Origin of the sequence: Streptomyces sp. NPDC002176 (assembly GCF_044903645.1) — a bacterium.
GTDB lineage: Bacteria > Actinomycetota > Actinomycetes > Streptomycetales > Streptomycetaceae > Streptomyces.
On sequence record NZ_JBJDQW010000005.1, the window covers coordinates 112,383 to 129,910 of the forward strand.

At 72.2% G+C, this 17,528-nt stretch carries 17 protein-coding genes; 10 read left to right on the forward strand and 7 right to left on the reverse strand.

The window, feature by feature from the left end; translation table 11 throughout:
• The first annotated feature begins 8 nt into the window (after nt 1-8).
• The 6 genes from ACI2LY_RS23305 to ACI2LY_RS23330 all read left to right on the forward strand — a co-directional run bounded on the left by ACI2LY_RS23305 (nt 9) and on the right by ACI2LY_RS23330 (nt 7,843).
• On the forward strand, nt 9-2,366 hold the full coding sequence (locus ACI2LY_RS23305; protein WP_404708860.1) for a bifunctional SulP family inorganic anion transporter/carbonic anhydrase: 2,358 nt from the start codon (nt 9-11) through the stop codon (nt 2,364-2,366).
• 127 nt (nt 2,367-2,493) lie between these two features.
• On the forward strand, nt 2,494-4,449 hold the full coding sequence (gene acs, locus ACI2LY_RS23310; protein ID WP_404708861.1) for an acetate--CoA ligase: 1,956 nt from the start codon (nt 2,494-2,496) through the stop codon (nt 4,447-4,449).
• A 163-nt stretch (nt 4,450-4,612) separates the two neighbouring features.
• On the forward strand, nt 4,613-6,055 hold the full coding sequence (gene nhaA, locus ACI2LY_RS23315) for a Na+/H+ antiporter NhaA (RefSeq protein WP_404708862.1): 1,443 nt from the start codon (nt 4,613-4,615) through the stop codon (nt 6,053-6,055).
• 54 nt (nt 6,056-6,109) lie between these two features.
• Nucleotides 6,110-6,589, forward strand: coding sequence for a phage holin family protein (locus ACI2LY_RS23320; protein ID WP_404708863.1), 480 nt, complete (start codon nt 6,110-6,112; stop codon nt 6,587-6,589).
• On the forward strand, nt 6,586-7,521 hold the full coding sequence (locus ACI2LY_RS23325) for an alpha/beta fold hydrolase (RefSeq protein WP_404708864.1): 936 nt from the start codon (nt 6,586-6,588) through the stop codon (nt 7,519-7,521). Before ACI2LY_RS23320 ends, ACI2LY_RS23325 begins: the two co-directional genes overlap by 4 nt.
• 139 nt (nt 7,522-7,660) lie before the next feature.
• Nucleotides 7,661-7,843 carry a hypothetical protein gene (locus ACI2LY_RS23330; RefSeq protein ID WP_078858501.1) on the forward strand — a complete coding sequence of 61 codons (183 nt, stop codon included), beginning with the start codon at nt 7,661-7,663 and terminating at the stop codon, nt 7,841-7,843.
• Between the two features lie 25 nt (nt 7,844-7,868).
• Here the strand turns inward: ACI2LY_RS23330 and ACI2LY_RS23335 are convergent, their stop codons facing one another.
• The 3 genes from ACI2LY_RS23335 to nth are packed head-to-tail and all read right to left on the reverse strand — an operon-like array spanning nt 7,869 to nt 10,708.
• Nucleotides 7,869-9,068: a MarP family serine protease gene (locus ACI2LY_RS23335; RefSeq protein WP_404708865.1), complete on the reverse strand. Its 1,200-nt coding sequence runs from the start codon at nt 9,066-9,068 to the stop codon at nt 7,869-7,871.
• Between the two features lie 57 nt (nt 9,069-9,125).
• Entirely contained in the window at nt 9,126-9,821 is a 696-nt protein-coding gene (locus tag ACI2LY_RS23340) for an NUDIX hydrolase (RefSeq protein ID WP_404708866.1), read from the reverse strand.
• Between the two features lie 50 nt (nt 9,822-9,871).
• Nucleotides 9,872-10,708, reverse strand: coding sequence for an endonuclease III (gene nth, locus ACI2LY_RS23345; RefSeq protein WP_404709177.1), 837 nt, complete (start codon nt 10,706-10,708; stop codon nt 9,872-9,874).
• 320 nt (nt 10,709-11,028) lie between these two features.
• On the opposite strand from nth, the gene ACI2LY_RS23350 reads away from it, so the two are divergent.
• Entirely contained in the window at nt 11,029-11,703 is a 675-nt protein-coding gene (locus tag ACI2LY_RS23350) for a Crp/Fnr family transcriptional regulator (protein WP_030811441.1), read from the forward strand.
• 53 nt (nt 11,704-11,756) lie between these two features.
• A complete protein-coding gene (locus ACI2LY_RS23355) occupies nt 11,757-12,572 on the forward strand; it encodes a nucleotidyltransferase (RefSeq protein WP_404708867.1) in 816 nt (271 codons plus the stop codon).
• Here ACI2LY_RS23355 and ACI2LY_RS23360 read toward each other — a convergent pair.
• The 4 genes from ACI2LY_RS23360 to ACI2LY_RS23375 form a co-directional block, all read right to left on the reverse strand.
• Nucleotides 12,569-13,399, reverse strand: a complete 831-nt coding sequence (locus ACI2LY_RS23360) for an MBL fold metallo-hydrolase (protein ID WP_404708868.1) — start codon at nt 13,397-13,399, stop codon at nt 12,569-12,571. The two genes, ACI2LY_RS23355 and ACI2LY_RS23360, sit on opposite strands and share 4 nt — an antisense overlap.
• Nucleotides 13,396-14,286 (reverse strand): NUDIX hydrolase, encoded by an 891-nt coding sequence (locus tag ACI2LY_RS23365; protein WP_404708869.1) that lies wholly within the window; start codon nt 14,284-14,286, stop codon nt 13,396-13,398. The genes ACI2LY_RS23360 and ACI2LY_RS23365 overlap by 4 nt, the downstream gene beginning before the upstream one ends.
• Nucleotides 14,287-14,348: 62 nt before the next feature.
• Nucleotides 14,349-14,813 carry a RidA family protein gene (locus tag ACI2LY_RS23370; RefSeq protein ID WP_389004238.1) on the reverse strand — a complete coding sequence of 155 codons (465 nt, stop codon included), beginning with the start codon at nt 14,811-14,813 and terminating at the stop codon, nt 14,349-14,351.
• The gene (locus ACI2LY_RS23375; RefSeq protein WP_018547934.1) at nt 14,810-14,968 is read right to left on the reverse strand and encodes a DUF4177 domain-containing protein; all 159 of its coding nucleotides are present in this window, start codon (nt 14,966-14,968) and stop codon (nt 14,810-14,812) included. Before ACI2LY_RS23375 ends, ACI2LY_RS23370 begins: the two co-directional genes overlap by 4 nt.
• 71 nt (nt 14,969-15,039) lie before the next feature.
• On the opposite strand from ACI2LY_RS23375, the gene ACI2LY_RS23380 reads away from it, so the two are divergent.
• Nucleotides 15,040-16,017: an ArsA family ATPase gene (locus tag ACI2LY_RS23380; protein ID WP_404708870.1), complete on the forward strand. Its 978-nt coding sequence runs from the start codon at nt 15,040-15,042 to the stop codon at nt 16,015-16,017.
• Nucleotides 16,014-17,363, forward strand: a complete 1,350-nt coding sequence (locus ACI2LY_RS23385; RefSeq protein ID WP_404708871.1) for an ArsA family ATPase — start codon at nt 16,014-16,016, stop codon at nt 17,361-17,363. The genes ACI2LY_RS23380 and ACI2LY_RS23385 overlap by 4 nt, the downstream gene beginning before the upstream one ends.
• Nucleotides 17,364-17,528: the final 165 nt, after the last annotated feature.

Below are 17,528 nucleotides of genomic sequence, written 5' to 3' on the forward strand. Positions count from 1 at the left end.
ACGGGAACATGTCAGCCTGCGCACCACCCCGCACCGAGCACTCCCCGCCCCACGCCACCCCACCGCCCCGGCGCCGCCGTTTCCGCGTCGAGAGCGCCGACATCTCGGCGGCCATCGCCGTCTTCCTCATCGCCCTGCCGCTCTCCCTGGGCATCGCCCTCGCCACCGGCGCCCCGCTCCAGGCGGGGCTGGTCGCCGCGGCGGTCGGCGGGATCGTCGCCGGACGGATCGGCGGCTGCCCGTTGCAGGTCAGCGGGCCCGCCGCCGGTCTGACCGTGGTCACCGCCGACCTCATCCACCAGTACGGCTGGCGGGCGACCTGCGGCATCACCGTCCTCGCCGGACTCGCCCAGCTCGGTCTCGGCTGCCTCAAGGTGGCGCGCGGCGCGCTGGCCGTCAGCCCGGCGGTCGTGCACGGCATGCTCGCGGGCATCGGTGTCACCATCGCCGTCGCCCAGCTGCACATCGTGCTCGGCGGCAGTCCGGACAGCTCCGTCCTCGCCAACCTGCGGTCGCTCCCCGCCCAGCTGGCCCGTCTCGACCCGGCGGCCCTGGTGATGAGCGCGCTGACCCTGACCCTGCTGCTGGCCTGGCCCCGCATCCCGGACCCCGTGGGCAGCCTGCTGCGCAAGGTCCCCGCCGCGCTGGTCGCCGTCATCGGGGCCACCGTGACGGCGGCGCTCGCCGGGCTCACCCTGCCCCGCGTCGATCTCCCCTCCTGGCGCAGCCACGCGCTGGCCGGACTGCCCGAGGGGCCGACGCTCGGCATCGTCGCCGCCGTGCTCACCACCACGCTGGTGTGCAGCGTGCAGTCGCTGCTGGGCGCGGTGGCCGTGGACAAGCTGGCCGCCGGACGGACCGGCCCGGCCCGCGTCGGGCGCTCCGACCTCGACCGCGAACTGCTCGGCCAGGGCGCGGCGAACATCGTCTCCGGCGCGCTCGGCGGACTGCCGGTCGCCGGAGTGGCGGTCCGGAGCACGGCGAACGTGAACTCAGGCGCCGTGAGCCGGAACTCCACGATGCTGCACGGCGCTCTCGTGGTGATCGCCGCCCTGCTGATGGTTCCGCTCCTGGAGCAGATCCCGCTCGCCTCGCTCGCCGCCCTGGTGATGGCCGTCGGCATCCAGATGGTGTCCCTGAACCACATCCGCACGGTGACCCGCCACCGCGAGGTGCCGGTGTACGCCGCGACCACCCTCGGCGTGGTGTGCCTCGGTGTCCTGGAGGGCGTCCTCCTCGGCATCGCCGTGGCCGTCGCCCTCGCCCTGCACCGCCTCACCCACACCCGCGTCACGCACGAGGAGAAGGAGGGAGTCCATCACCTCCTTGTACGCGGCCAGTTGACGTTCCTCGCCGTGCCCCGGCTCAGCAGAGCTCTGCACCGCGTGCCGCACGGCACCCGTGCCGTGGTGGAGCTGGACGGTTCGTTCATGGACCACGCGGCGTACGAGTCGCTGCAGGACTGGCAGAACTCTCACACCGCGCGGGGCGGTACCGCCGAGCTGAAGGACCGCCGTACCGGAGTGCGGAGCGCGGGCACCCCGTCCTCCACCGTCTGCCGGTGCAGGCCCTGGACACCGTGGCGGAATCACCGGTGCGACATGCCTACGGCGACCATGAGCAAAGGTGCCACCGACAGCACAGGCGTCTCACGCCCCGACACCCGCGAACTCGCCCGGGGCATCAGCTCGTTCCAGCGGAACACCGCCCCGCTGGTGCGGGAGGAGCTGGCCCGGCTGGCCAGAGAGGGGCAGCGGCCCTCGCAGCTCTTCCTCACCTGCGCCGACTCCCGGCTCGTCACCTCGATGATCACCGCCAGTGGTCCGGGCGACCTGTTCGTGGTGCGCAACGTCGGCAACCTGGTGCCGCCGCCCGGCCAGGAGCACGCCGACGACTCGGTGGCCGCCGCCATCGAGTACGCGGTGGACGTGCTCGGGGTCAGGTCGATCACCGTGTGCGGCCACTCCGGGTGCGGGGCGATGCAGGCCCTGCTGGCCGCCGAGCCCGGCGCCGCCGCGACCCCGCTGCGCCGGTGGCTGCGGTACGGGGAGCCGAGCCTGGCGCGGATGGCGGGCGAGCACCCGGAGCCGCCCCGGCTGGCCGCGCGCCCGGTGGCCGACGCGGTCGAGGAGCTGTCCCTGACCAACGTGGTGCAGCAGTTGGCGCATCTGCGGGCGCACGAGTCGGTCGCGCGCGCCCTCGCGGCCGGATCGCTGGAGCTGCACGGCATGTACTTCCACGTCGGCGAGGCGCGGGCGTACCTGCTCGGGGATGAGAGGGACGAGAGGGACGGGGGAAACACAGAGGTGTTCCACGAGGTGCGGGAGGACGTGCGAGAGGGGGCGGAAGTGGGCAGTTCGCTCTGAGCGGCCACCCGCGCGGTGAACCGCAGAAAGGTCTAAACCAATTCTGCGGTCCACCCTTGTCATCAGCTCCGACGTCTGATGAGGTGTGGCCCGGGACACAACGGACACCCTGGGAAAGGGAGATGTCGTGAGCAACGAGAGCCTGGCCAACCTTCTTCGGGAGGAGCGACGCTTCGCGCCGCCGGCCGACCTGGCCGCGAACGCCAACGTCACGGCCGAGGCGTACGAACAGGCCGCGGCGGACCGGCTCGGCTTCTGGGCCGAGCAGGCCCGCAGGCTGAGCTGGGCCAAGGAGCCGACGAAGACGCTGGACTGGTCGAACCCGCCGTTCGCCAAGTGGTTCGAGGACGGCGAGCTGAACGTCGCCTACAACTGCGTGGACCGGCATGTGGAGGCCGGAAACGGCGACCGGGTCGCCATCCACTTCGAGGGCGAGCCGGGCGACAGCCGCTCCCTCACCTACGCCGAGCTGAAGGACGAGGTCTCCAAGGCGGCCAACGCGCTGCTGGAGCTGGGTGTCCGCAAGGGCGACCGGATCGCCATCTACATGCCGATGATCCCCGAGACCGCGATCGCCATGCTGGCCTCGGCCCGCATCGGCGCCGCGCACTCGGTGGTCTTCGGCGGCTTCTCGGCGGACGCGCTGGCCACCCGCATCAAGGACGCGGACGCCAAGGTCGTCATCACCGCCGACGGCGGCTACCGCCGCGGCCAGCCGTCCGCGCTCAAGCCCGCCGTGGACGACGCGGTCGCCAAGGCCGGCATCGTCGAGCATGTGCTGGTGGTCCGCCGTACCGGGCAGGACGTGGCGTTCGACGCCGAGCGGGACGTGTGGTGGGACGAGCTGGTCGGGCGCCAGTCGGCCGAGCACACCCCGGAGGCGTTCGACGCGGAGCACCCGCTGTTCATCCTCTACACCTCCGGCACCACGGGTAAGCCGAAGGGCATCCTGCACACCTCGGGCGGCTACCTCACCCAGACGGCCTACACCCACTCGGCCGTGTTCGACCTCAAGCCGGAGACGGACGTCTACTGGTGCACGGCCGACGTCGGCTGGGTCACCGGGCACTCCTACATCGTCTACGGCCCGCTGGCCAACGGCGCGACGCAGGTGATGTACGAGGGCACCCCGGACACCCCGCACCAGGGCCGGTTCTGGGAGATCGTCGAGAAGTACCGGGTCTCGATCCTGTACACCGCGCCGACGGCGATCCGCACGTTCATGAAGTGGGGCGACGACATCCCCGCGCAGTTCGACCTGACCTCGCTCCGGGTGCTCGGTTCGGTGGGCGAGCCGATCAACCCCGAGGCGTGGGTCTGGTACCGCAAGAACATCGGCGCCGACCGCACCCCGGTCGTGGACACCTGGTGGCAGACCGAGACCGGCGCGATGATGATCTCGCCGCTGCCGGGCGTCACCGAGACCAAGCCCGGTTCCGCGCAGCGCCCGCTGCCCGGCATCAGCGCCACCGTCGTCGACGACGAGGCGAACGAGGTGCCCAACGGGGGCGGCGGCTACCTGGTCCTCACCGAGCCGTGGCCGTCGATGCTCCGCACCATCTGGGGTGACGACCAGCGCTTCCTGGACACCTACTGGTCCCGCTTCGAGGGCAAGTACTTCGCCGGTGACGGCGCGAAGAAGGACGACGACGGGGACATCTGGCTGCTCGGCCGGGTGGACGACGTGATGCTGGTGTCGGGCCACAACATCTCGACCACGGAGGTGGAGTCGGCGCTGGTGTCGCACCCGGCCGTCGCCGAGGCAGCCGTCGTGGGCGCCGCCGACGAGACGACCGGGCAGGCCATCGTCGCGTTCGTCATCCTGCGCGGCTCGGCCGCCGAGGACGAGAAGCTGGTGGCCGAACTGCGCGACCACGTCGGCGCCACCCTCGGCCCGATCGCCAAGCCCAAGCGCGTACTGCCGGTCGCGGAGCTGCCCAAGACCCGCTCCGGCAAGATCATGCGACGGCTGCTGCGGGACGTCGCGGAGAACCGTCAGCTCGGGGACGTCACCACGCTGACCGACTCCACGGTCATGGAGCTCATCCAGTCCAAGCTGCCGTCCTCCTCCAGCGAGGACTGAGCGAGGACTGAGCAAGGCGGACAGCGGGTGCCCCGGCGAACGCGCCGGGGCACCCGATCTTAGGTAAAGTAAACAAAGTGCGGCAGTGGTCCGTGCCTCGAGGTGCGCCGGGAAGTCTGGTCGGCAAGCGTTCTGTCATGCCCACCAGCCGGAGGTTTCCACCGTGGCCGCGCCCCGCACCCCCAAGGTCGCCCGCAAGGCACTCGACCGGCTGTCGCTGCCCGAGCGGACCGCCGTCGCGGACGCGCTGCGCACCGAGACCGTGGGCGGTGTCCTCCTGCTCGCCGCCGCCGTCGCGGCGCTGATCTGGGCCAACATCCCCGCGCTGAGCCACGCCTACGCGTCCGTCAGCCACTTCCGGCTCGGCCCCGCGGCCCTCGGCCTGGACCTCTCCGTCGCCCACTGGGCGGCCGACGGCCTGCTCGCGGTGTTCTTCTTCGTCGCCGGGGTCGAGCTGAAGCGCGAGCTGGTCGCCGGGGACCTGCGCGACCCCAGGGCGGCCGTGCTGCCCGTGGTGGCCGCGCTGTGCGGGATGGCCGTACCCGCGCTGGTGTACACGCTCACCAACCTCACCGGCGGCGGTTCCCTGACCGGCTGGGCGGTGCCCACCGCCACCGACATCGCCTTCGCGCTCGCCGTCCTCGCGGTCATCGGCACCTCGCTGCCCAGCGCGCTGCGCGCCTTCCTGCTGACCCTCGCCGTGGTCGACGACCTCTTCGCCATCCTGATCATCGCGGTGTTCTTCACCGGCCGGATCGACTTCGCCGCGCTCGGCGGGGCCGTCGCCGCGCTGGCGCTGTTCTGGCTGCTGCTGCGCAAGGGGGTGCGGGGCTGGTACGTGTACGTGCCGCTGGCGCTGGTGATCTGGGCGCTGATGTACAACAGCGGCGTGCACGCGACCGTCGCCGGTGTGGCGATGGGCCTGATGCTCCGCTGCGTCACCCGTGAGGGTGAGGAGCGGTCGCCCGGTGAACGGCTGGAGCATCTGGTGCGGCCCCTGTCGGCCGGGCTCGCGGTGCCGCTGTTCGCCCTGTTCAGCGCGGGTGTGCCGGTGTCCGGCGGGGCCCTGGCCCAGGTGTTCACGCGGCCGGAGACGCTCGGCGTGGTGCTCGGCCTGGTCGTCGGCAAGACGGTCGGAGTCTTCGGCGGGACCTGGCTGACCGTGCGCTTCACCCGTGCCTCGCTGGGCGAGGGGCTGGCCTGGGCCGACGTCTTCGCGGTCGCCACGCTGGCCGGGATCGGCTTCACCGTCTCCCTGCTCATCGGCGAGCTGGCCTTCACCGGCGACACCGCGCTCACCGAGGAGGTGAAGGCGTCCGTCCTCGTCGGATCGCTGATCGCGGCCATCTGTGCGACCGTGCTGCTGAGGGTGCGCAACGCCAAGTACCGGCGGTTGTGCGAGGACGAGGACCGCGACGAGGACCTGGACGGCATCCCCGACGTCTACGAGCAGGACGACCCGGCGTACCACCTGCGCATGGCCGGGATCCATGAGGGGAAGGCCGCCGAGCACCGGCGTATCGCCGCCGAGCTGTCCGGCGACGCGCGCCACGCGCGTGCCGAAGTGCCGGGCGGGGCAGGCGAGGAGAACGGTCGTCCGGCATGATCTGACGAGACGGTACAAAACAAGACGGCACACAGAGCAGAGGGAGAGAACGCGATGAGCGCACCCGACGGCAGGCCGGTCGGCGCCGAACACAGCATCGGCCAGCTGGTCGCCTCGGCGACGACCGAGATGTCGGCGCTGGTGCACGACGAGATCGCGCTGGCCAAGGCGCAGCTGAAGCGGGACGTGAAGCGTGGCGCGGCGAGCGGCGGGGCCTTCTCGGTCGCGGGCGCGGTGCTGGTGTTCTCGCTGCCGATGCTCAGCTTCGCACTGGCGTACGGCATCCGGACCTGGAGCCACTGGAACCTCGCGGTGTGCTTCCTGCTGTCCTTCGCCGCCAATGTGCTGGTCGCCGGTCTGCTCGCCCTGATCGGTGTGGTGTTCGCCAAGAAGGCCAAGAAGAGCAAGGGCCCGCAGAAGGTGGCCGCGTCCATGAAGCAGTCGGCGGGCGTGCTCCAGAAGGCCAAGCCGCACCCGCGCGAGCTGCCTCCGGCGGACCGTGCGCGCAAGGCTGTGGCACGCTCGTCCTCATGACGGAACCCGCCGCCGCCCCAGCCGTACGCCTCGACCTGCCCTCCGGGGAGCAGGTGACGCACCGGGACGTCGCCGCCAACGGCGCGCGTTTCCACATCGCCGAACTGGGCGACGGCCCCCTGGTGCTGCTGCTGCACGGCTTCCCGCAGTTCTGGTGGACCTGGCGGTACCAGCTGTCCGCGCTGGCGGGCGCGGGCTACCGGGCCGTCGCCATGGATCTGCGGGGCGTCGGCGGCAGCGACCGCACCCCGCGCGGGTACGACCCGGCGAACCTGGCGCTGGACGTCACCGGGGTGATCCGCTCGCTCGGCGAGCCGGACGCCGCGCTGGTCGGCCACGACCTGGGCGGTTACCTGGCGTGGACGGCGGCGGCGATGCGCCCCAAGCTGGTGCGGCGGCTCGCGGTGGCGTCGATGCCGCACCCGAGGCGCTGGCGCGCGGCGATGCTGCGGGACGCCCGGCAGACGGCGGCCAGCTCCTACATCTGGGGTTTCCAGCGGCCGTGGATTCCCGAGCGGCAGCTCACCGCCGACGACGGCGCGCTGGTGGGCGAGCTGATCCGGAACTGGTCCGGGCCCCGGCTGCCGGAGGACGCGGACGTGGCGGCGTACCAGCGGGCGATGTGCGTGCCGTCTACGGCGCACTGCTCGATCGAGCCGTACCGCTGGCTGGTGCGGTCGCTGGCCCGGCCGGACGGCATCCAGTTCAACCGGCGGATGAAGCGGCCGGTCCGGGTGCCCACCCTGCATCTGCACGGCTCGCTGGACCCGGTCACCCGTACCCGGAGCGCGGCCGGTTCGGGCGAGTACGTGGAGGCGCCCTACCGCTGGCGGCTGTTCGACGGGCTCGGGCACTTCCCGCACGAGGAGGACCCGGTGGCGTTCTCCTCCGAGCTGATCAGCTGGCTGAAGGACCCCGAACCCGACCGGTGACCGTTCGGGCGCGCCGGGTGTCCGTTTTCCTGACCGTTTCCGATCACTTGTCCCCGGAACTGCCACATGCCTGACGCATAGGCCGATCGGGGGGCTCGGGCGCGGTTACTGACCTTGGGGCGGGGGCACACGTCGGGGTATGGGCTGGACGCACGACTACGGTGACGCACCCCGCGAACGACGCTCGGCCTCCGGGCCGGATTCGCCGCAACCAGGAACGCCGCAACTCGCGGAGGCGGACCCGAGGGTGGGGATTCCGCGTATCCTGCGCCGCCGGGCCCGCTGGGTCTCCGTACGCCTGCGTCACACCGCGCGTACCTGAACCCGCGTCACCTCGCCGCGTCCCCTCACAGGGCGCAGTTGTCGGTGCCCACCTGGCTGTTCGCCGTCCGACCTTGCGCGATGTCCTGACGGATCTCGTCGGCGGTGAGGGCGTAGCCGGTCTGGGCGTCGTCCAGCGACTTGGCGAACACCACGCCGTACACCTTGCCCTGAGGGGTCAGCAGCGGGCCGCCGGAGTTGCCCTGGCGGACGGTGGTGAAGAGTGAGTACACGTCACGGCCGACCGTGCCCCGGTGGTAGATGTCCGGGCCGTTGGCCGTGATGCGCCCGCGCACCCGCGCCGCGCGCACGTCGTACGCGCCGTTCTCCGGGAAGCCGGCCACGATCGCGCCGTCCCCGCTCTCGGCGTCCTCGGCGGCGAACCGCAGTACGGGCGCCTTCAGATCGGGCACGTCCAGGACGGCGATGTCGCGCCGCCAGTCGTAGAGGACGACGGTGGCGTCGTACTTGCGGCCCTCGCCGCCTATCTGGACGGTGGGTTCGTCCACGCCCCCGACGACGTGCGCGTTGGTCATCACGCGCCGCTCGCCGAAGACGAAGCCGGTGCCCTCCAGCACCTTGCCGCAACTGCGGGCGGTGCCGGTGACCTTGACGATGGAGCGCTGGGCCCGGGTGGCCACCGCGCCGCCCGCCAGGGCCGGGTCGGGCGGCTGGACCTCGCGGATCTGCTCGTCGGAGAACGGGCTGAAGACCTGCGGGAAGCCGTTCTGCGCGAGGACCGAGGTGAAGTCCTTGAACCAGGTGTTGGACTGCGCGGGCAGCACCTGGTCCATGCCGACCAGCACCTTGGAGCCGCGGACCTCCCGGCCGAGCGTCGGCAGCGTGGTCTGGGCGAGCGCGGAGCCGATCAGCCAGGCGACCAGCAGCATGGCGACGACGTTGACCAGGGCGCCGCCGGTGGCGTCCAGCGCGCGCGCCGGTGACCAGGTGATGTAGCGGCGCAGCTTGTTGCCCAGATGGGTGGTGAGGGCCTGCCCGACGGAGGCGATGACGATGACGACGATGACCGCGACGACGGCGGCCGCAGTGCTGACCTCGGCGCCGTCGGTCACGGCGTCCCAGGCCAGGGGCAGCGTGTAGACGGCGAGCAGGCCGCCGCCGAGGAAGCCGATCACCGACAGGATGCCGACGACGAAGCCCTGGCGGTAGCCCACGACCGCGAACCACACGGCGGCCAGCAGCAACAGGATGTCCAGCACGTTCAACGCTTCAGGCCCCGCCCATCGACTTTCTCCGCGGTAAGGAACACGCACGACACCCTGTCACGACCAGCGGTCGAGCGGGACCTGCCGGGATCGGTCCCAGGGGCGCTCCCAGCCCGCGTAGTGCAGCAGCCGGTCGATCACCCCGGCCGTGAACCCCCACACCAGGGCCGATTCGACCAGGAATGCCGGACCCCGGTAGCCGCTGGGGTGCACGGTGGTCGCGCGGTTGGCGGGGTCCGTGAGATCCGCCACGGGGACGGTGAAGACCCGGGCGGTCTCGGCCGGGTCGACGACACCGACCGGGCTGGGCTCACGCCACCAGCCGAGGACGGGGGTGACCACGAACTCGCTGACCGGGATGTAGAGGGCGGGCAGCACACCGAAGAGCTGGACCCCGGCCGGGTCGAGCCCGGTCTCCTCCTCCGCCTCGCGCAGCGCCGCCCGCAGCGGGCCGTCGGTCTTGGGGTCGCCGTCCACCGCGTCGAGGGCGCCGCCGGGGAAGGAGGGCTGGCCCGCGTGGGAGCGCAGCGAGCCGGAGCGCTCCATCAGCAGCAGCTCGGGGCCGCGCTCGCCCTCGCCGAACAGGATCAGCACCGCCGACTGGCGGCCGCCGCCGTCCTCGGGCGGCAGGAAGCGGCTGAGCTGGAGCGGCTGGACCGTCTCGGCAGCCCGCGCCACCGGCTCCAGCCACCCTGGCAGCCCCTCCTTGCGCAGCGCCACCGGGCTCTCGTGCGTGTCACGCGTGTACGTCATGCCACCCCCTGCTGCCGTGTCCAACGCCCGCGTGCCCCGGGATCGTTCCGTCATCCGGCCCCCAGCGGCGGGGCCGCGATGCCACCCGCGTCCAGATAGGACTGGGGCGGGTTGAGCCGCTGGCCGGGGAAGCCGCCCTTCTCGTACTTCAGGAGCTTGCGGGCCTTCTCCGGGTCGGTCTCGCCCTCGCCGTAGGACGGGCAGAGCGGGGCGATCGGGCAGGCGCCGCAGGCGGGCTTGCGGGCGTGGCAGATGCGGCGGCCGTGCCAGATGACGTGGTGGGAGAGGTCGGTCCAGTCCTTCTTGGGGAACAGCGCCCCGACCGCGGCCTCGATCTTGTCGGGCTCGGTCTCCTCGGTCCACTTCCAGCGCCGCACCAGCCGCTGGAAGTGGGTGTCCACGGTGATGCCGGGCCTGCCGAAGGCGTTGCCGAGGACCACGAAGGCGGTCTTGCGGCCGACGCCGGGCAGCTTGACCAGGTCCTCCAGCTTGCCGGGGACCTCACCGCCGAAGTCCTCCACGAGCGCCTTGGACAGCCCTATGACCGAGCGCGTCTTGGCCCGGAAGAAGCCGCAGGGTCGCAGGATCTCCTCCACCTCGGCGGGGTCGGCCGCGGCGAGGTCCTCCGGGGTGGGGTACTTGGCGAACAGCGCCGGGGTGGTCTGGTTGACGCGCAGGTCGGTGGTCTGGGCCGACAGGACCGTGGCGACCACGAGCTGGAAGGGGTTCTCGAAGTCCAGCTCGGGGTGGGCGTACGGATAGATCTCGGCGAGTTCGCGGTTGATCCGGCGGGCGCGGCGGACCAGGGCGGTGCGCGATTCACCGGTCGTCTCGCCGGTCTTCTCACCGGTCTTCCGAGCGGCCGTCTTCGCGGAGTCCTTTTTTATGGATTTCACCTTTTTGCCACTTCCATCGGAATCCTGTTCGCCCACGGCGGAATCACGTCGTGCAACCACCCGCCCGGCCCCCTCGGACTGTGCTCTCACCGGCGATTTGGACACCCGGCCAGCCTAGAGCCCGGCACTGACATCCGCTCCGGACCTGGAAGATCGGCCCCCGATTGGACCCCTGCCGCTTACCCCGGGACACCTGTGCGGCATCCTTGTGACAGATCACACTGTTTGGACCGTCCGGTAAAACGGGGAACACGGTCCCCTGGCACGCTGGGGAGGAACATCCCCTGAGCAGCTCGACAAGGAGAGAACTCGTGGACGACGTTCTGCGGCGCAACCCGCTCTTCGCGGCTCTTGACGACGAGCAGTCCGCGGAGCTGCGCGCCTCCATGAGCGAGGTGACCCTCGCCCGTGGCGACTCCCTCTTCCACGAGGGCGACCCCGGCGACCGGCTGTACGTCGTCACCGAGGGCAAGGTCAAGCTGCACCGCACCTCCCCCGACGGGCGGGAGAACATGCTGGCCGTCGTCGGTCCCAGCGAGCTGATCGGTGAGCTGTCGCTCTTCGACCCCGGCCCGCGTACGGCGACCGCGACCGCGCTGACCGAGGTCAAGCTGCTCGGCCTCGGCCACGGCGACCTCCAGCCCTGGCTGAACGTCCGCCCCGAGGTCGCCGGCGCCCTGCTGCGGGCCGTCGCCCGTCGGCTGCGCAAGACCAACGACGCCATGTCCGACCTGGTCTTCTCCGATGTGCCCGGCCGTGTCGCCCGCGCCCTGCTGGACCTCTCCCGCCGCTTCGGCGTGCAGTCCGAGGAGGGCATCCACGTGGTGCACGACCTCACCCAGGAGGAGCTGGCCCAGCTGGTCGGCGCCTCCCGCGAGACGGTCAACAAGGCGCTCGCCGACTTCGCCCAGCGCGGCTGGCTCCGCCTGGAGGCCCGCGCGGTGATCCTGCTGGACGTGGAGCGCCTGGCGAAGCGGTCGCGCTGACGCCTGCCGGTAATTGACCTGCACCGCCGCCTCCGGCGGTGCACAGTGTCCGCATGTCCGGACCGCCCGCCCCCCACGGCCTCGACGCCGAGGGGTTCATCGCCCGTGAAGGCTCCCTCGCGCGCGTGCGGGACGCGTTCCGTCCCGTCGTGGCCGCCGCGCGGGACGGGCTCGCTCAGACGTTCGGGGCGCGGCTGCACAGCGGCTACCTCTACGGGTCGATCCCGCGCGGCACCGCGCGCGTGGGCCGCAGCGACCTGGACCTCCTGGTCGCGCTGCGCGACGAGCCCACCGACGCCGACCGCACCGCCCTGGCGGCCCTCGGCACGGCCCTGGACCGGGAGTTCCCCGAGATCGACGGCGTGGGCCCGCTCCTGTACAGCGAGGCCCGGCTGCTGAGCGAGGCCGAGCGGTACGACATAGGCTGGTTCCTGGCCTGCCTGTGCACCCCGCTGCTCGGGGACGACCTCGCCGGGCACCTGCCTCGCTACCGGCCTACTCCGCTGCTCGCCCGCGAGACCAACGGCGACCTGGCCCGGCTGCTCCCGCGCTGGCGCGAGCGGATCGCGGGCACCGCCGACACCGAGGAGGCCCGGCGTCCGCTGGTCCGGTTCATGTCCCGGCACCTGGTGCGCACCGGCTTCACCCTGGTCATGCCCCGCTGGAACGGCTGGACGAGCGACCTGGCCGAGATGGCGGAGGTCTTCGGCGCCTACCACCCCCGCCGCGCCGCCCAGATGCGCGTCGCGGCCCGCTACGGCCACGAGCCCGTCGGGAATGCCGCGATCCTGCGCGGCTACGTGGACGACCTGGGCCCGTGGCTGGCCGGGGAGTACGCGCGCGTGCACGGCACCAAGAGCGCCTCCTAGATCAGCCCGTGCTCGCCCAGATAGTCCAGCTGGGCCCGTACCGAGAGTTCGGCCGCGGGCCAGAGGGAGCGGTCGACGTCGGCGTATACGTGGGCGACGACGGCCTCGGCCGTGCGGTGGCCGTTCTCGACGGCTGTCTCGACCTGGGCGAGGCGGTGGGCGCGGTGGGCGAGGTAGAACTCGACGGCGCCCTGGGCGTCCTCCAGGACCGGGCCGTGGCCCGGCAGGACGGTGTGCACGCCGTCGTCCACGGTCAGCGAGCGCAGTCGGCGCAGGGAGGCCAGGTACTCGCCGAGGCGGCCGTCGGGGTGGGCGACCAGGGTCGTGCCGCGCCCGAGGATGGTGTCGCCGGTGAGCACCGCGCGGTCGGCCGGGAGATGGAAGCTGAGGGAGTCGGCGGTGTGGCCGGGGGTGGGGACGACCCGCAGCTCCAGACCGCCGACCGTGATCACGTCACCGGCGCCCAGTCCCTCGTCCCCCAGCCGCAGCGCCGGGTCGAGCGCGCGCACGCGCGTGCCGGTGACCTCCGCGAACAGGGCGGCGCCCTCGGCGTGGTCGGCGTGGCCGTGGGTGAGCAGGGTGAGCGCTATCCGCTTGCCCGCCTTCTCGGCGATGTCGACGACCTCACGGAGGTGGCCGTCGTCCAGCGGGCCGGGGTCGATGACCACGGCCAGGTCGGAGTCGGGTTCGGCGACGATCCAGGTGTTGGTGCCGTCCAGGGTCATGGGAGAGGCGTTGGGCGCGAGCACGTTGACCGCGCGCGCGGTCGCCCGGCCCGTGCGGACCACGTCGCGGGGCTGGCCGGGCAGGGCCGCGGCGTCCGTCATGCCGTGCCTCCCAGGGGTCCCGGAGCGGCCGGGACGTGCTTGGTGAACTCCTCGTGCCCCGGCCAGCTCAGCTCCACCCGGCCGTCGAGCAGCCGGGCCCGGGCGAGCACCGGGGTGAGATCGCGCTCCGGCGCCGCCGCGAGGGCGTCTGCGGCCGTGCCGTAGGGCAGCAGCTGGCGCAGGGTGGCGATGGTGGGCGGCATCATCAGCAGCTCGCCCTGGTCGTACCCGGCGGCGGCCTCGGCGGGCCGCGTCCACACCGTGCGGTCGGCCTCGGTGGACAGGTCGCGGGTGTGCTGGCCCTCGGGCAGGGCGGCGACGAAGAACCAGGTGTCGTAGCGCCGGGACTCGAACTCGGGGGTGATCCAGCGGGTCCACGCCCCGAGCAGGTCGGAGCGCAGCACCAGCCCCCTGCGGTCCAGGAACTCCGCGAAGGACAGCTCATGCGCGACCAGGGCGGCACGGTCGGCCTCCCAGTCGTCGCCGCTGGTGTCGCCGACGACCGAGTCCGGGCCGGTCCCGGCGAGCAGGACACCGGCCTCCTCGTAGGTCTCGCGCACGGCGGCGCAGACGATCGCCTGGGCGCCCAGTTCGTCGCCCGCCTCCATGCCCAGCCGGTCGGCCCACCACGCGCGCGTGGGGCCCGCCCAGCGGACGTGGTGGTCGTCGTCGCGCGGGTCGACACCGCCGCCCGGATACGCGTACGCGCCTCCGGCGAAGGCCATGGAGGCGCGTCTGCGCAGCATGTGGACGGCCGGGCCGGCCGGGGTGTCCTTGAGCAGCAGCACGGTCGCCGCCCGCTTCGGGGCGACGGGAGTGAGCGTGCCGTCCGCGAGGGCGCGGATGCGGTCGGGCCACTCCGGGGGGTACCACTGACCGTTCGCCATGGGCGGAGGCTATCCCGAACAGGGCAGATGTTCGAGAGCTACCGGACCCACGGCCGGACGGGCTACGGGACCAGCTCGACCAGGATCTCGACCTCGACCGGCGCGTCCAGCGGGAGCACCGCGACACCCACCGCGCTGCGGGCGTGCACGCCCTTGTCGCCGAGGACCTCGCCGAGCAGCTCGCTGGCGCCGTTCAGGACACCCGGCTGGCCGGTGAAGTCGGCGGCGGACGCCACGAAGCCGGTGACCTTCACGACGCGGGCGATCCGGTCCAGGTCGCCGGTGACGGACTTGACGGCGGCCAGCGCGTTCAGCGCGCAGATCCGGGCCAGGTCCTTGGCCTCCTCGGCGGTGACCTCGGCACCGACCTTGCCGGTGACCGGAAGCTGTCCGTCCACCATCGGGAGCTGGCCCGCGGTGTACACGTACGCCCCGGACCGCACGGCGGGCTGGTAGGCGGCCAGGGGCGGCACGACCTCCGGCAGCGTCAGGCCGAGGTCGGCGAGCCGGGCCTCGACCGCGCTCACGCCTGCTTCTCGCGCTTCAGGTAGGCGACGAGCTGCTCGGGGTTGGGGCCCGGCACGACCTGGACGAGCTCCCAGCCGTCCTCGCCCCAGTTGTCCAGGATCTGCTTCGTGGCGTGGACGAGCAGCGGCACAGTTGAGTATTCCCACTTGGTCATGGGCCGACTGTAGTCGCTGTTATCCACAGCCTCCCGCGTGAGTGTCGCCCGGACTGGTTAGGCTCGAAGACGTGAGCAGGCTCCAGGTCGTCAGCGGCAAGGGCGGGACCGGAAAGACGACGGTCGCCGCCGCTCTAGCGCTGGCCCTCGCCAGTGAAGGGAAGCGGACGCTTCTCATCGAGGTCGAGGGTCGGCAAGGCATCGCTCAGCTCTTCGAGACCGAGGCGTTGCCCTACGAGGAGCGGAAGATCGCCACCGCTCCTGGCGGAGGGGAGGTGTATGCCCTCGCCATCGATGCCGAACAGGCCCTTCTGGACTATCTCCAGATGTTCTACAAACTCGGCGGCGCGGGCCGGGCGCTGAGAAAGATCGGCGCCATAGACTTCGCCACCACCATCGCGCCGGGACTGCGGGACGTCCTGCTGACCGGCAAGGCGTGCGAGGCGGTGCGCCGCAAGGACAAGAAGGGCGCGTTCCTCTACGACCACGTCGTGATGGACGCACCCCCCACCGGCCGCATCACCCGCTTCCTCAACGTCAACGACGAGATGGCCGGCCTCGCCAAGATCGGCCCGATACACAATCAGGCGCAGGCCGTGATGCGGGTGCTGAAGTCCCCGGAGACGGCCGTGCACCTCGTCACCCTGCTGGAGGAGATGCCGGTCCAGGAGACCGCCGACGGCATCGCCGAACTGCGCGCGGCGGGGCTGCCGGTGGGCCGCGTCATCGTGAACATGGTCCGCCCCGAGCTACTGGACGCGGCCGAGCTGGACCTGGCCGGGACCGTGCCGCACACCGCCGTCGCCCGCGCGCTGTCCTCCGCGGGCCTGGGCGGGGCGCGGCGCGGCGGGCACGCCGAGCGGCTGGTCGACCCGCTGCTGACGCAGGCCGCCGAGTACGCCGAGCGGCACGCGCTGGAGCAGGAGCAGCGCGCGGTCCTCGACGAGCTGGGCCTGCGGGTGGACGAGCTGCCGCTGCTCGCCGAGGACATGGACCTGGCGGGCCTCAACGAACTGGCCACCGAGTTGCGGAAGCAGGGGTTGTCATGAGTCCGGACCCGCAGACCGCCGCCGACCCGGACGCGCGCTCCGGCCTGTCCCCGGCACCGACGCTGCATGTGGACGCGCTGCTGGACGACCCGGGGACCCGGATCGTGGTGTGCTGCGGCTCCGGCGGCGTCGGCAAGACGACCACGGCCGCCGCGCTCGCCCTCCGGGCCGCCGAGCGGGGCCGCAAGGTGGTCGTCCTCACCATCGACCCGGCCAAGCGGCTGGCCCAGTCGATGGGCATCGACTCCCTCGACAATGTGCCGCGCCGGGTCAAGGGCACCGAGGACCGCCGTACGGAGGCCCTGGGCGAGGGCGCCGAGCTCGGCGAACTGCACGCCATGATGCTGGACATGAAGCGCACCTTCGACGAGGTCGTGGAGGCGCACGCGGACCCCGACCGGGCGGCCCAGATCCTGGCGAACCCCTTCTACCAGACGGTCTCCGGCGGCTTCGCGGGCACGCAGGAGTACATGGCGATGGAGAAGCTCGGCCAGCTGCGGGCCAAGGACGAGTGGGACCTCATCGTCGTCGACACCCCGCCCTCCCGTAACGCGCTGGACTTCCTGGACGCGCCGAAGCGGCTCGGGTCGTTCCTGGACGGCAAGCTGATCCGGCTGCTGACCGCCCCGGCGAAACTGGGCGGCCGCGCGGGGATGGCGTTCCTGAACGTCGGGATGTCGATGATGACCGGCACCCTGGGCAAGATCCTGGGCGGTCAGCTCCTCAAGGACGCGCAGACGTTCGTCTCCGCGATGGACACCACCTTCGGCGGCTTCCGTACCCGCGCGGACGCCACCTTCAAGCTGCTGCAGGCGCCCGGTACGGCGTTCCTGGTGGTGGCGGTGCCGGAGCGGGACGCGCTGCGCGAGGCGGCGTACTTCGTGGAGCGGCTGGCCGCGGAGAAGATGCCGCTGGTCGGCCTGGTGCTCAACCGCGTGCACGGCAGCGGCGCCACCCGGCTGTCCGCCGAGCGGGCGCTCACCGCCGCGGAAAATCTTGCCGGGCCCGGCATTGTGGATCAGGGGGACGGGAAGGCTGACGTTCGTAACTCCCCTGAAACGGACGGAAGTTCAGATTCCGCCGCCACCTCACCGCTTGCCGGGGACGGCTCCCCCACGCCGGACCCGGACGGCCCCGTGGACGAACTGACCGCGGGCCTGCTGCGGCTGCACGCCGAGCGCATGCGGCTGCTCGCGCGCGAACAGCGCACGCGGGACCGTTTCATCAGCGGCCACCCCGAGGTGGCCATCGTGGAAGTGCCCGCGCTCCCCGGCGATGTGCACGACCTCACGGGCCTGCGCGACATCGGCGACCGCCTGGCGGCGGGGCACACGGAACTGTCGTAGCGGTCCTGGGCGCTCACGGGCATACGGCGCGGGCGTGCGGGCGCGCACCGGCGTGCGGCAGCACGGGCGGGCGCGTGCGGCGCCCGGCTCCGCCGCGGCAGCGCGGTGCCGCGGACGTACCCGGCTCGCGTCGGACCCCGGTGCCCCCGGTCTATGCCGGAGGCG

Bases quoted from the DNA above. Each gene is read 5' to 3' on its own strand.
- ACI2LY_RS23305 (WP_404708860.1), top strand. From the start codon at position 9: ATGTCAGCCTGCGCACCACCCCGCACCGAGCACTCCCCGCCCCACGCC.
- ACI2LY_RS23320 (WP_404708863.1), top strand. From the start codon at position 6,110: ATGAGCGCACCCGACGGCAGGCCGGTCGGCGCCGAACACAGCATCGGC.
- ACI2LY_RS23325 (WP_404708864.1), top strand. From the start codon at position 6,586: ATGACGGAACCCGCCGCCGCCCCAGCCGTACGCCTCGACCTGCCCTCC.
- ACI2LY_RS23330 (WP_078858501.1), top strand. From the start codon at position 7,661: ATGGGCTGGACGCACGACTACGGTGACGCACCCCGCGAACGACGCTCG.
- ACI2LY_RS23340 (WP_404708866.1), bottom strand. From the start codon at position 9,821: ATGACGTACACGCGTGACACGCACGAGAGCCCGGTGGCGCTGCGCAAG.
- ACI2LY_RS23355 (WP_404708867.1), top strand. From the start codon at position 11,757: ATGTCCGGACCGCCCGCCCCCCACGGCCTCGACGCCGAGGGGTTCATC.
- ACI2LY_RS23360 (WP_404708868.1), bottom strand. From the start codon at position 13,399: ATGACGGACGCCGCGGCCCTGCCCGGCCAGCCCCGCGACGTGGTCCGC.
- ACI2LY_RS23365 (WP_404708869.1), bottom strand. From the start codon at position 14,286: ATGGCGAACGGTCAGTGGTACCCCCCGGAGTGGCCCGACCGCATCCGC.
- ACI2LY_RS23375 (WP_018547934.1), bottom strand. From the start codon at position 14,968: ATGACCAAGTGGGAATACTCAACTGTGCCGCTGCTCGTCCACGCCACG.
- ACI2LY_RS23385 (WP_404708871.1), top strand. From the start codon at position 16,014: ATGAGTCCGGACCCGCAGACCGCCGCCGACCCGGACGCGCGCTCCGGC.